Raw genomic sequence first — 13334 nt, forward strand, 5'->3', positions numbered from 1 at the left:
ATTGAGGCTGTTTTTCAAAGAAAAAAGGCACAATCTCTTCTACAACAGAGCGAGATTTGTACCTCTTTAAAATTTATAAAGTCGGAATATCACTTTGCGGTTCAGGCGTCTCAGGATTTTGACTGAATAATGACGACGTAAAATGGTCCGGTTTTACCGCCGCCTTTATTTTCATCGCAATCACATAAATGACCCCGGATGCGATTAAGGATTGCACAGCCGGTAACCCGAATGGATAAACATATTGCGTTAAATATCCAATCAATCCACCAATCACTAAAGCAATGGTTGCCATCCAGTTCCATCCTTTATTATCTTCCCATTGCTGCTTTCTTACGATGAAAAAGTCAGACATCATGACTCCGCCAATCGCAGGATAGACCAGGGCAGTCATATACAGGAAATCTGTAAAATAATCCAGTATCCCTGCCAGTGCAATGATGATCGCAATGATCGTTCCAATAAAAGTCAAAATAGCCCTGCCTTTTCCGGAATTAATATTTAACATATTTGCCAGCGCTAATCCCATACTGTAGTTATTTACAAGTTGGCTGGTCCATGTTGCCAGCCAAAGAATCAAAAAGCCCCAAAAAGGAAATCCCAACTTCATCATGACATTTACAATGTCGGCATTTCCAACGCCTACCGACATAATGGAACCTACAAAAAACAGAGGAAACCCGACTGCAATGATGCCCAATGGAATAAGAAAATTATCCTTCCAACTCGGTTTTGCATATCTTGTGTAATCTGAAGCAATGACCCATTGAGAAACATTGACGCCAATTACAAGGCTGACAGCTGCAAGAAAACCAATACTTGAATTTGCCGGGCTCCAGTTGATCATTTCATGCCAGCCGGTATTTCTCAATGCATAGAAGATACAGCCGACAACCAGCAATAGGCCGGCCGGTACCGCAATATAATCTGTCCACTTCATGGATGAGTAACCAATAATTGAGGGGATAGCAAAAATGAATCCCGCAATGACTGTAATCACTGCCCACATTCCCCAATCTTTTTCGTAATTTACATGAACCATCGCAGAAATGGCGTTTCCTGCGACCGCAGTCTGTAGTGCCCACCATCCTAACGAGACAATAAAAATGGTTAAACCAACGATAAAACGGGCCTGGACTGCTCCAAAACTGGATCGCGCAATGACAGAGGATGCCCTGCCTGTTTTTGCCCCTATATACCCTTGTATCGTGTTGCCAATCCACTGAAACAGGACAAGAGCAACAACCAAAATCCAAAATATTTTTCCTAAACTGTAGGAAGAGGTCAATTGGGCGCCAATCATCAAAACCGGGATGGTAAACTCCAACCCTCCAAAAATCATGGCTGGCGTAAGCCAATTTTGCCTTTGAGACAAGGGAACCGAGATCAATGCCTCATCAGTCGCAACAGATCCTTTGTTTTTTGTATCCTCCAATATAAATCCCCCTTTAAGTACCCGGTATATTAACGAGCAATCATTTCACTTTCATGATTGCTCGTTTTTCCCCTTCTGAATTTTCATGTTGGAAGCTTCAAAATCATTTACCAAATGCTTTTCGTGTTTCTGTTTCTTCATATTCAAAAGTAACCGGGTTTACACGGACACCAAAAACTTGCTCTGCTTCTTCGATTGAGATATATTCATTTTTTACATCCTGGATAACCTTTTGCGCCGGCCGTTTTAACGGATTTCCATACCCGCCGCCGGTTGCAGTCATTAATTTTACAACATCATTTTTTTGCAATGGATATCTCGGGTAGCAACCATACGGGCCATCAATATCCCCATTTGCTTTTTCAACATAAAATTGGTTAACCGACCCGTTTTCTCCGCCATTCATCCCCCAAGGAGGCGTTATGTGCCTGCCGTAAGTAATCGTTGCTGTCTGGCCGTCCGAGAGCGCCCGGTAAGAACGAATGACGCCTCTCCCCCCGATATATTCTCCGGCTCCACCACCATCATTACGCAAACGGTATTCGTCAACAAGAACGCCATATCTTGTCTCAGCTACCTCCACCGGTACATTATAAGTTTCACCATCCCCAAGACAAAACTGGCCGCTGGCACCATCTGCCCCTTTGGCGGCACCCCATCCTCCAACTGAAGGCTCAACAATTAAAAATGGTTCTTTTGAATCGGGATGAATGCCAGAAAGCGTAACTGCGCAAACAGAAGTTAAATGGCCGGCCGATAACCTGTCAGGCAAATGCGGTGCGAGTGCCTTCCATATTAAGTCAGCCCCCATAATCATAGACTCAAAATAATTAGAAACCGGAACCGGCCTCTCTGCAGATAAGATAGATTTTTTGTCCGTAAGAATTTTTAAAGGACGAAACACACCGTCGTTAATATCCTGGGATGGATTGGTAACCGCCAGAAAAATGACCCTGACCGCAGAAGTTAATGCCGTTAACGAGCAGTTAACCGGCCCTGGAACTTGCGGATGGCTTCCTCTGAAGTCACAAATAAACTCATCGTCAGTAATCGTCACCTTTACTTTTACTTTAAAGGGGCCGTTCCCAATGCCGTCTGTATCAATGAGATCTTCAGCTTCAAAAGTCCCTTTCGGCAACTGGCTTAATTCGAGCCGGGATAGCTGCTCGCCATGGTCCAAGTAGTGCTCAATTGAAGCCAACACAGTCTCCTCGCCATGTTTTTGGCAAAGCTCCCTAACACGCCTTTCTCCGGTTTTCAAAGCCGCCACTTGTGCCCACATATCCCCCAGTGACAAGTCGGGAAAGCGCACATTTGATTCAATCATATCAACAACAGCCTGATTGACTCGTCCCTTTTCAAAAAGCTTTACACAAGGAAATTGCAAGCCCTCTTGAAAAATTTCAGTTGAATCATTTGTGAAGGAACCGGGATCCTTCCCGCCCACCTCGGTCCAGTGCGCTTTATTCGCAGAAAATGCAATGAGCTTATCGTTGTAAAAAATCGGCATGACGAGGCCGACATCGGATAAATGCGAACCCCCGCCCTTATAAGGATCGTTAATAATGATAATATCACCGGGGTTTAAATCCTGTTCTCCAAATTTATTTAACGTCTCCTTAACCATAAAGGTTAGCATGCCAATAAATCCGGTTGCTCCGTTTCCTTGTGTTAGAAGGTTGCCTTTCGCATCGGTTAAACCGCTGGCATAGTCAAGAACTTCGTATACAATCGGACTCATGGAAGTTCTCGCCAGCGCTATAAACATTTCATCTCCAATGGCAAGCAAAGAATCTTTTACAATTTCCAACGTAAATGGGTCAATTTTTTTGGATGTAGTGATCATGTTACTCCACTCCTATTTCAAGAATAAGGTTTCCATATTCATCGACAACCAGCGTTTGGCCTTCGTAAAGCACTGTGACAGAAGCCTTTTCTTCTATAATGGCCGGTCCCGTTACCGTCTTTAAAGTCGGCAGCTTATCCCGATCATAAATATCAGTTTGCACCCAACCCGTATCCTCAAAATAAACCGGGCGTACTTCTTTGATGGCATCTTTTACTTCACCATCACGATGTTCTTTTTCTAATTCAGGCTTCTCTACAATCCCCACTGCAGTCAGATGCAGATTCACAATTTCCGTTTCTGCATTTTCCAACTTGAAAGTATAAGTTTTTTCATGCAATTCATGAAAACTTTGAATGATGGTTTCCAAGGTTTCTTTATTCCAACGTCCATTCGGTACTGGCACTTTTACTGTATGCTCCTGCCCCAAATATCTCATGTCTAAAAATCTCGTAAACATGACAGAAGATTTCTTAACATCTTCATAAAGAAACTCATGATAAGCATTGTTTTCCAGGTTCTCCCATTCACGATTAATGACAGCCGGATCTAAATCAGTTAAGCGTGTAATGTAAGTTTGAATATAGTCATGCCTTAAATCCGTCATTAACATCCCCCATGCAGAAAAAACGGATGAAGCGACCGGAATAATGACTTTCTTTACCCCAAGCTCTTTTGCCAGGGCAGCAGCGTGCATAGATCCTCCTCCGCCAAAAGCAATTAATGAAAATTCCCGCGGATTATATCCTTTGCGTATAGAAATCAACTTTAAAGCATTGAGCATGTTAGAATTGGCAATTCGAATAATCCCGAGTGCTGCTTCTTCTGCACTGATATTAAAATAGTTTGCAATTTTAGTTTCAATCGCATCTTTGACCTTGTCCATATTTACAGTATAATCAAAATTCTTTGGTGAAAGTCTTCCGGTTAATAAATTTGCATCGGTCGTTGTTGGCTCTGTACCGCCCTGCCCGTAAGCAACAGGACCCGGCAAAGCACCAGCAGACTTAGGCCCTACTTTAAGAGATCCAGCATCATCTATCCAGGCGATCGATCCCCCGCCATTCCCGATTTCTACAATATCCACAACAGGCGTTTTAATTGGATAGCCGGCATGCCGGTCATCACGCTCAATATAATAGTCTGTTGAAACTTTTACTTCACCATTTTCGATCAGTGAACACTTTGCTGTAGTCCCACCAACATCAAATGCGATGATATTTTTTTCGCCCAGTATATTACCAAGGACAGCCGCCCCGAATATGCCTGCAACAGGGCCGGATTCTACAATATGGATGGGAATATTTTTGGCGTTTTCAAAAGTAGTCGTCCCGCCATTTGATTGCATAATATAGTTATTGCTTCTTTTTTGTTTTTCATCCAGTTTGTTCACATAAGAGGTCGCAATTGGTTTTACATATGCATTGAAAACAGCGGTATTTGTTCTTTCGTACTCCCGCCATTCCTTTGTGATTTCATGGGAAGCTGTTACAAATACTTCAGGCCATAATGCTTTAATATACGCCACCGTTTCTTGTTCGTGGACTGGATTCGCGTAAGAATGCAGAAAAGATACTGCAATGGCCTCAACTTTTTCTTTCTTAAAAAAATCTACAATTTCTTTGATTTCATTTTTATTAAGCGGTGTTAATTCTTCTCCCTTATAATTTAACCTCTCCTCTACTTCTTTTCTTAGATATCTCTCAACAAACGGGGTTGGTTTTTGATACCTTACATTATAAAGATCAGGCCTGTTCCCGCGCGCAATCTCTAATACATCTCTGAATCCCTTTGTCGTGATAAGGCCTGTCTTAGCTCCTTTCCTTTCTGTCAGTGCATTAATAATGACGGTTGTTCCATGAATGAATGTCTTGATGGCGTCCGGTTCTATTCCGGCTTGCTGTATAACGTCCATTACACCTTGTTCAAAATTTGGCGGCGTCGTATGGCTTTTTGCAATACCTAAATCCCCTCTGTCATTGACGTATACAAGATCTGTGAACGTACCCCCAATATCCGTTGCAACTTTCATAAAATATGAACGCTCCTTTCAAAGGTATATTGAAATCTCCAATTCTTAAAAAAGAACCGGAGTTAATACACTTATAAGAACTGTTTCCTCGCCTGTCGGATTTTCCCACTGATGGGTTTTTTCAGAAGGAAAGTGAATGGATTCACCTGCCATAAGGTGGTATTCATTGTTGTCAATTTTAAATATCACTTCACCTTTTAAAACATAATAAAACTCCTCGCCCATATGGCTGAATGTCTGATCATCTTTTTGAAATGGCTGCAGCGTGACAAGCATACACTCCAAATTTCGATTGTGAAAGTTTCCGCTTAACCGGATATATTTTGTTGCATTCCCTTCCACTGTAAAAGTTTTCTGGTTCTCCTTCTTTACGGCATAATGCGCTGTGATGGTCGGGTTGAAAAAGTACGAAATTTCCACGCCCAAGCTATCTGCAATTTTTTTTAGAGAAGTAATGGCAAGTGAAGATGTCCCTCTTTCAACTTGTGAAAGAAAACCAATGGTTAAATTAGTCTTTTCGCTTAATTGTTTTAGAGTCAGTCCTTTTTGTAACCTTAGCTCACGAATTTTTTTGTGAATTTCAATCATGATTATCCTCTCTGATCTGTCGATGTTTAGTCAGGTTAAAAAAAATGAAGTATAACTAAAATTATTTGTAGTCCATATTATCACAACAGATAAAAATGTCAATATATTTTATCTTTTTTGAACCAATATTTTTGTTCCCCATGTAAATGGTGCTGGCAAAAAGAACCGTACAGGTTTGCCGCAGTCATTTGGAAATCAGCATAATGAAGCGGGGCGAATTATTGAAATTGGATGGGCCGAAAGTAAGCTGCTTTTTGCCACTGCCAGCATTCTAATAAAAATCCATTGACTTTTCTGCAAGAAAGCGTTTTAATAAAGTTAGCCAGTTGTTATGACAACATAACAATAAAAGGAGAGAGGCGAATGCCAATTAATAAAAAAAGTTATGTGCCGCTGTATGCACAACTGTTGGATATTTTAATAGAACAAATGGACAGCGGAAAGTTGAAGGCGCATGATAAGCTCCCGACTGAAAAAGAATTGTGTGAACGTTATCAGGTAAGCCGGACGACTGTACGCCAGGCACTCGATGAATTGGAAAAGATGAAAAGAATCTACAAACAACAAGGAAAAGGAAGTTTTGTCGCTCCATTTGAAAATGAGGCGTCTAAAAATAAAGTCAACTTTATCAATGTCGTTGAAGCGATCAAAAAGATGGGAAGAAAACCTTCCACAATTGTTGCAGATTTCCAGATTAGAGATTTAATAGAAATAGACATTGCACGCGCCCTGGAATATAAAGTCGGGAAAAAAATATATGCGATCAAAAGGATCCGGTTGGCCGACCGGGACCCTGTTATGTTGGAAGAAACGTACTTGCCGGCAGACCGTTTTTCGGGACTTGAAAATGAGGATCTTGAGTCGGAAAGTCTGCACCATATTCTACAAAGAAACTACCATCTATTAAACATGTCCTTTAAACGGGAATTCCGTGCAGTGCTCCTGAATAAAGAACAGGCAAAAATGTTAAAAGCTGAAAAAGGAGATCCGGCGATGCAAATGATGACTCAAGGTCTCTCTGGCGGCTACCCTTTTGAGTTTACAAAAGCCATCGTGAAAGGTGAGCTTCCGCTGTACTTACTGGATACATAACTAAAGGAGGTGAGTTTTCTTAAACATTCTAACCTTGATGAGAGAGAGGATTGAGATGAAAATTAACATTGTAAAAAGCAAAAAAGGCGTTGGGAAAGCGGCGGCTGAAGCCATTTTGGATTTATTAAAATCAGAACATGCAAATATCGGGCTTGCAACCGGCAACTCTCCAATAGAATGTTATGATACATTGGTCCAATACTTTTCCAAACATGAGCTGCCGAAGTATTGGCATTTCTTTAACATCGATGAATATGATCAAGTTCCAATTGACTTAGAAGGCACTTGCAATGCATACTTGCAGGAGCGTTTTTACGGACCATTAAATATTCCGGAAAATCAAATTCATCGTCTGTATGCAGAAACTTTTCCTTTCTTTGAACAAAACCTTCATAAGGCAGGTGGATTGGATCTTTGCATGCTCGGCATTGGAAAAAACGGCCACATTGCTTTTAACGAACCGGGCACGCCGTTTGGTTCAGTTACACACCGCATGGAATTAACAGAAGCATCCAAACAACAGCATGGAGATGAATTTGGTGGCGTGGGAAACGTCCCTTCCCACGGACTCACAATTGGGATGAAAACAATTATGAACAGCAGACGCATTTTACTCATCGCAAACGGCCCGGAAAAAGCTGAAATGATTCACAAAGCACTCACAGGGCCCGTAACGGAAAGTGTCCCTGCATCAATTTTGCAACTTCATCCGGCTCTTACCGTTGTCTTGGATGAAGCAGCTGCTTCCCGGTTCCAATAACGGGATAACTTGTCATGACAACATGACAAAAGATCGTTTAAAAAGCTTTGCCAATACCTGTAACAGCAAATGCTCTTTATCAATTTTACAGTTCTTCAAGTAAATAGCTTTATCGGCTATTTGGATAAAACAAAAGATAAAGCAATTTACTACCAGCTTCACCTTATAAAACTACTTGTCATGACAACATGATAAAACGACAAAGGAGAGAATAGAAATGGCCACACCAAATATTTTATTGACAAGAATTGATAATCGCCTCGTACACGGACAGGTTGGCGTAATTTGGACATCGAGTTTGGGTGCAAATCTTTTGATCGTTGCGGATGACGAAACTGCAAATGACCCGCTTCAGCAGGAATTAATGTCAGCCACTGCTGAATCTGCAGGCGTTTCGATTCGCTTTTTCACCTTGCAAAAAACGATCGATATTATTGGAAAAGCTTCACCACGCCAAAAAATTTTTATAGTTGTAAGAACACCGCAATCCGCAAGAAAGCTTGTCGAAGGCGGTGTGCCAATAAAAGAACTGAATATCGGCAATATGCACTTCTCACAAGGAAAGGATGAAATTACGAAAAAAGTATATATGGACGAACAGGACAAAGCAGATTTAAAAGCGATCCAGGCATTAGGTGTAAATGTTTATATTCAAGACGTCCCCGGTGAGAAAAAATACACCTTTTAAGGAGCTGCTCTAAATGGACATCACATTAACGCAAGGCATACTCATTACCATTTTTGCCATTATCGCAGGTTTCGATTTCTGGCTGGAAGGTTTGTATATTTTCCGACCGATGATTGTCTGTACCGTAACGGGGATCATTTTGGGCGATGTTAAAATGGGACTTATCGCAGCGGGTCTGACCGAACTTGCTTTTGCCGGATTAACACCGGCCGGCGGGACCCAGCCGCCAAACCCCATTTTGGCAGGGGTTATGACAGTGGTCATTGCCCACACGACAGGAAAAAGCCCTGCCACGGCAATCGGCCTGGCGCTGCCTTTCAGTTTCTTAATGCAATATATTATTTTATTCTATTATTCAATTTTCTCCGTCTTCATGGCAAAAGCAGACAAATACGCAGCTGAAGCCAATATTAAAGCTTATACCAGGCTAACGCTGCTACCAATTTTACTTGTCGGATTGACTTACGGTGTTGTCGTGTTTTTAAGTGCTTACCTGGCACAAACTCCAATGAAAATGCTCGTCGAAGCGATGCCGGGTTGGCTCAGCCACGGATTTGGCATTGCCGGAAGCATCTTGCCAGCTGTTGGGTTTGGGTTGCTGCTAAAAGTCATGTTAAAAGCAAACTACATGCCTTACTTATTGATTGGATTTTTAGCTGCCTGCTTTATCAATTTCAGCAACCTCCTGCCAGTTGCGGTAATCGGGGTTGCAGCCGCGGTTTACGAGTACTTTCATTCACGGGAAAAACGCGAACTGCAGGAACAAATTGCAAATGCAGCCCGCTTTGGGGGTGACGATGAAGATGGAATCTAATCAACAAACCAAACAAACAAAAGCCTTAACGAAAAGAGACTTAACCAAACTCGGCCTGCGTTCCATTTTGCTTCAATCGGCGTTCAACTATGAAAGAATGCAGGCAGCGGGCTGGCTTCTTGCCATGTTGCCGGCTTTGCGCAAAATTTATAAAAACGATAAAGAAGGATTGTCCAATACGATGAAGGATAATCTGGAGTTCATCAATACGAACTGCCATACATCTCCTTTTCTGATGGGATTGCTTTTATCCCTCGAAGAAGGAAAAGAAAGCCGTTCGACCATTAAAGGATTGAAAGTTGCACTTTTCGGACCGCTTGCAGGAATTGGCGATGCAATTTTCTGGTTTACCATCCTGCCAATTCTCGCCGGGATTACCGCCTCATTTGCAAAACAAGGTAGTTTGATCGGCCCAATTGTCTTTTTCCTTGCTTATGTCGCCATCTTCCTGTGCCGCATTTTCTGGGCACGTATCGGTTATTCACTTGGAACAAGGGCAATCAGCAAAATCCGGGAAAATTCAAGCGTCATTTCTCAAGCAGCAACGATTCTCGGCGTAACAGTCATTGGCGGCTTAATCGCAACATATGTCAATATCGAACTTGCGCCGAAAATTCCAGTCAGCGCCGGCCATACGATTTCGCTGCAAAAAGACTTTCTTGACCGGATTTTCCCGAAACTGCTGCCATTCGCCTATACGTTTCTGATGTATTGGCTGTTAAAAGCTAAAAAAATCAGCCCAGTTATTTTGATCATTGCCACTTTTATCATGGCGATTGTACTGAGCTTCTTAGGAGTGTTGTAAAATGATAAAATTCATCGTCACCGGTCACGGCCATTTTGCGTCCGGCATCCAATCCACCATCAAACTGTTGGTAGGCATCCAGGAAAACATCGCTTACATTGATTTCCCGGAAGGTGAGTCAAACGAAAACCTGCGGGAAAAATTGGAGGCGGAACTAAAAGACAACCGGTATGACACATATCTCTTTTTCTGCGACTTGGCAGGCGGCACCCCTTATAAAGAGGCGGCCACTCTGTCTGCTAACCGGAAAGATGCCGCTGTTACAGCCGGCTGCAATGTGGGGGCACTGTTGGAAAGCATCTTTGTAAATGAGGAAAATCCAGCTATAGAAATAGCCCGTCAAATTGTCGAATTAAGCAGGAAAGCGGCCACCTATTTTGGCGAGAAAAAAGCAACAGCTGCAGAATCATCAGAAGGTGAAGGGATTTAAAAAAGACCGGGGATAGGCTATATCAATGCCAAAGCAGTTAAAAGCAAATAAATTCCTATAAACAAAAAGCGTTCCCAACAACCGGCAATGGGGTGGGTACGCTTTTTTTGTTCACCGCAAACATCTTATAGTTGAGTTTGAAGAGATACTTTAAACCAAAAAGAAGGGCACCTTTAAGGTCGGGTTCATTTAAAATTTGGGGATTTCTTTGATCGCATCAAGTACTTCCTGCTCATTCACGCCCATTCCTCCAGTTTAGGGAAACATTAATGTCTCCGCTCTTTTTCCCGCTGGATTTTTTTCCTGCAGGGAGAAAACCGCATCCTTTCATGCCCGTTTTTCGTGCTTTTGAACTGGCCCTTTTCAATATTGAAGTGATGGTTGAGAGCGTCTATTTACAAGTGAAATCAAACCCGCTATTTGCCGCCATGTGTGGATTTACGGAGAAAATTCCGAGTTACCGTTCCTTTGCTCGCTTTGATCAAATCATGGCAACAAATGATCTTTGGGAAAAAGCCCGGCTATTGGTGGTTGAATATAATAAAGGGGAAGGCGTGGTTGAAACGGTTGAGGAAGCAGCCGCCGTGGATACATCACATATAGAGGCAGAAGCAACGTTGAATAAAACAAGAAAGACGGTTTCTTTCGAAGGTGATTACGACTGCCTCTGAATCTTTACGGATGATAATCATTGCATCTATGCATATCATGGCAAATATGGTGTACCAGCGAATTAAGTTATTCACAGGGGGATATGTGAATAATTTGTAGCTTCTCCTTTCAACAAAGAGTAGTGAAAAAAACACCCATTTGTGAGGAAAAGATACATATACCTTTTTTGGAAAAGAATGGCCGTTTTATTTCTAGTGAATTTGAAAATCCGGAAAAAGGCCAATAAAACCGAGATAATAAATTTCCAGAGCCTCGCTCAAGGGTTTATTTTTTGGCAGAGGAGGCTCTAATGAAACTTCCTGTTTTTTCTTCGTTAAAATACAATGGAATGGTCTTTTAAATATAATTTCTTTCTCAATGCATCATATATTAATATAATAATAGCGTTATTAATATCCCTTGTCGTTTTCTCTAATCTTTCAAATGTACTTTCATCTATCCCACCTTTTTTCTGACCGTGTGAGATTGCGTTTCTGATATTCACCAATTCGGTGATATGTTCTTCGTATCTAGAAAAGGAATTTTCAGGTAATCCAAGACTATATAGTAGCTTTTTAAGTACCAAGGGCCGAAGATTACTTTCCGTATTTATTACTTTATCGGGTATTATTATTTTTTGTTCAAGAAAATTTTCCAATGCATCAAGCAAATATTTTCTTTTTGACAGTTTAAAGAGTTTTCTATCTTCAATTGGTTTTTGACCAAAAATTTTCTTAAATGTTTGTTCTTTAAATTGTTCGTTTTCAAACAATGTAAATTCTTGATGCATGGATGCTGCTACTAAATAATTATTCACTTGCTTTCGTAATAAACTTTCTTCATTAATTGCCATAATATAGGTTTGAAAGGCAAAATTGCAAAACCCCTCATAATGAGCATACAGCATAACTACAAGTGACTTTCTATAAATGTTTTGTTCTTTTTTTGTTTGAATTTTTACTAACTGATTCTTTAGCAATTTTAGTTCATTTTCTCTCCAAGTTAATTCATTCTCAAGTTCTTCACGTATATTTATTATTTTAGCTTCGTCCATCTAAGAATTCACCAACTCTTTTTTGCACTACTTCAATTCTCTTAGATAAATAATTTTTTGTATTTTTACCCCCACCGGAGGCATTATCCAGAAATTCCTGATCTAACTTAATAGCCTTAAATACTTCACCCAACTGTTCCATTAATTGTTTATCTTCTGTATCAATAATATTTAAGTAGGATTGAATTCCCATTGTAAAAGCATCAAAATGAGTGGAAGTAATTCCAGAAATATACTTTCCCTTTCGAAGTTTATCAAAAGCGTATTCTCCTAGAGACAAATCTAATATTCCAAAAGTTTTCTCGAACTCTTTTCTCTCCTTTTCATAATCAAATTTGATATGCTCTTCATGGCTTTCGTCAGATACCTTTTCCATAAAAGTTGTAAGGAAAGAACTTATATTCTTTTTATAATTTTCCCTATCCAATTTATATGCGAAATACTTAAGAACATATTCTTGATCCTCCTTTTTTTCGATTTTTTCCTCATTCAAATGACTGATAGTATTTTGAAAGTGCTTATTACTACTTAACCTGATAATAAAATCATTAAAAGTATCGTCTAGTAAACGAATTGTACAATTACGGATTTCTTGTTCACTTAAAAGTTCCCCGCCAGTATTTAAACGTTTAAACATATAATATCTTAGCCTCGGGTCGCTCCCTTTCCGAATAACCTCTACTCGCACAAAACTTCTTTTTAGTCTTATTTGTAAGGTTTTTGGCAATTTTTCATATGTTAACCCATTTAATTCCTTTACAATGTCGCAGCCGGTTAATGTTAAAAAACCGACGTTTTCTTCTTCCGTTTTATCATTTGAATGGTTGTTGGGATTAGGTAATTCCCCTCTAAAGTGTAGGTATGTTGATATTCTTTGCAAACCATCAATTAATTCATACTGACCCTCATCTTTTTCTATAACATAAATAGGTGGGATAGGCATTTCTAATATTAAAGATTCTATAAATTGAGACTGTTTTTCTTCTGACCACCTGAAAAGTCTTTGATATGCCGGAGAAATTTCAAATTCTCCGTCGCGATACATATCCACTATTTCATTAAATGATAAATCCAAGCTTTTTGTACGTACTTGTTCAATTTTATCGTCAATTATCGTTAGCAGTTCTATTTGTGACATT

At 40.4% G+C, this 13334-nt stretch carries 13 protein-coding genes; 7 read left to right on the forward strand and 6 right to left on the reverse strand.

Annotated features, from left to right (window positions below; genetic code table 11):
* Positions 1 to 73: 73 nt before the first annotated feature.
* The 4 genes from ABR335_RS14945 to ABR335_RS14960 form a co-directional block, all read right to left on the reverse strand.
* Complete coding sequence (locus ABR335_RS14945; RefSeq protein WP_014096194.1) at positions 74 to 1435, reverse strand: purine-cytosine permease family protein; 1362 nt, start codon at positions 1433 to 1435, stop codon at positions 74 to 76.
* A gap of 103 nt (positions 1436 to 1538) precedes the next feature.
* Positions 1539 to 3281: a hydantoinase B/oxoprolinase family protein gene (locus tag ABR335_RS14950; RefSeq protein WP_017550171.1), complete on the reverse strand. Its 1743-nt coding sequence runs from the start codon at positions 3279 to 3281 to the stop codon at positions 1539 to 1541.
* A gap of 1 nt (position 3282) precedes the next feature.
* Positions 3283 to 5313 carry a hydantoinase/oxoprolinase family protein gene (locus ABR335_RS14955; RefSeq protein WP_035182528.1) on the reverse strand — a complete coding sequence of 677 codons (2031 nt, stop codon included), beginning with the start codon at positions 5311 to 5313 and terminating at the stop codon, positions 3283 to 3285.
* Between the two features lie 45 nt (positions 5314 to 5358).
* A complete protein-coding gene (locus tag ABR335_RS14960) occupies positions 5359 to 5901 on the reverse strand; it encodes a helix-turn-helix domain-containing protein (RefSeq protein ID WP_014096197.1) in 543 nt (180 codons plus the stop codon).
* Positions 5902 to 6264: 363 nt separating this feature from the next.
* On the opposite strand from ABR335_RS14960, the gene ABR335_RS14965 reads away from it, so the two are divergent.
* From ABR335_RS14965 to ABR335_RS14995, 7 genes are all read left to right on the forward strand, one after another.
* On the forward strand, positions 6265 to 6993 hold the full coding sequence (locus ABR335_RS14965) for a GntR family transcriptional regulator (protein ID WP_014096198.1): 729 nt from the start codon (positions 6265 to 6267) through the stop codon (positions 6991 to 6993).
* A 55-nt stretch (positions 6994 to 7048) separates the two neighbouring features.
* Positions 7049 to 7753 (forward strand): glucosamine-6-phosphate deaminase, encoded by a 705-nt coding sequence (locus tag ABR335_RS14970; protein ID WP_017550174.1) that lies wholly within the window; start codon positions 7049 to 7051, stop codon positions 7751 to 7753.
* 217 nt (positions 7754 to 7970) lie between these two features.
* The gene (gene agaB / locus ABR335_RS14975; RefSeq protein ID WP_014096200.1) at positions 7971 to 8441 is read left to right on the forward strand and encodes a PTS galactosamine transporter subunit IIB; all 471 of its coding nucleotides are present in this window, start codon (positions 7971 to 7973) and stop codon (positions 8439 to 8441) included.
* Positions 8442 to 8454: 13 nt separating this feature from the next.
* Positions 8455 to 9255 carry a PTS galactosamine transporter subunit IIC gene (agaC, locus tag ABR335_RS14980; protein WP_014096201.1) on the forward strand — a complete coding sequence of 267 codons (801 nt, stop codon included), beginning with the start codon at positions 8455 to 8457 and terminating at the stop codon, positions 9253 to 9255.
* The gene (gene agaD / locus ABR335_RS14985) at positions 9239 to 10060 is read left to right on the forward strand and encodes a PTS galactosamine transporter subunit IID (RefSeq protein ID WP_035182531.1); all 822 of its coding nucleotides are present in this window, start codon (positions 9239 to 9241) and stop codon (positions 10058 to 10060) included. The genes agaC and agaD overlap by 17 nt, the downstream gene beginning before the upstream one ends.
* Position 10061: 1 nt before the next feature.
* On the forward strand, positions 10062 to 10490 hold the full coding sequence (locus ABR335_RS14990) for a PTS sugar transporter subunit IIA (RefSeq protein WP_014096203.1): 429 nt from the start codon (positions 10062 to 10064) through the stop codon (positions 10488 to 10490).
* A gap of 401 nt (positions 10491 to 10891) precedes the next feature.
* Entirely contained in the window at positions 10892 to 11161 is a 270-nt protein-coding gene (locus tag ABR335_RS14995; RefSeq protein ID WP_230090509.1) for a hypothetical protein, read from the forward strand.
* Between the two features lie 314 nt (positions 11162 to 11475).
* On the opposite strand, the gene ABR335_RS15000 is transcribed toward ABR335_RS14995, so the two are convergent.
* A complete protein-coding gene (locus tag ABR335_RS15000) occupies positions 11476 to 12195 on the reverse strand; it encodes an MAE_28990/MAE_18760 family HEPN-like nuclease (RefSeq protein WP_017552081.1) in 720 nt (239 codons plus the stop codon).
* The gene (locus ABR335_RS15005; RefSeq protein ID WP_017552080.1) at positions 12182 to 13333 is read right to left on the reverse strand and encodes a DUF262 domain-containing protein; all 1152 of its coding nucleotides are present in this window, start codon (positions 13331 to 13333) and stop codon (positions 12182 to 12184) included. Before ABR335_RS15005 ends, ABR335_RS15000 begins: the two co-directional genes overlap by 14 nt.
* Between the last annotated feature and the right edge of the window lies 1 nt (position 13334).

Source organism: Heyndrickxia faecalis, assembly GCF_040267745.1.
Taxonomy (GTDB): domain Bacteria; phylum Bacillota; class Bacilli; order Bacillales; family Bacillaceae_C; genus Weizmannia; species Weizmannia faecalis.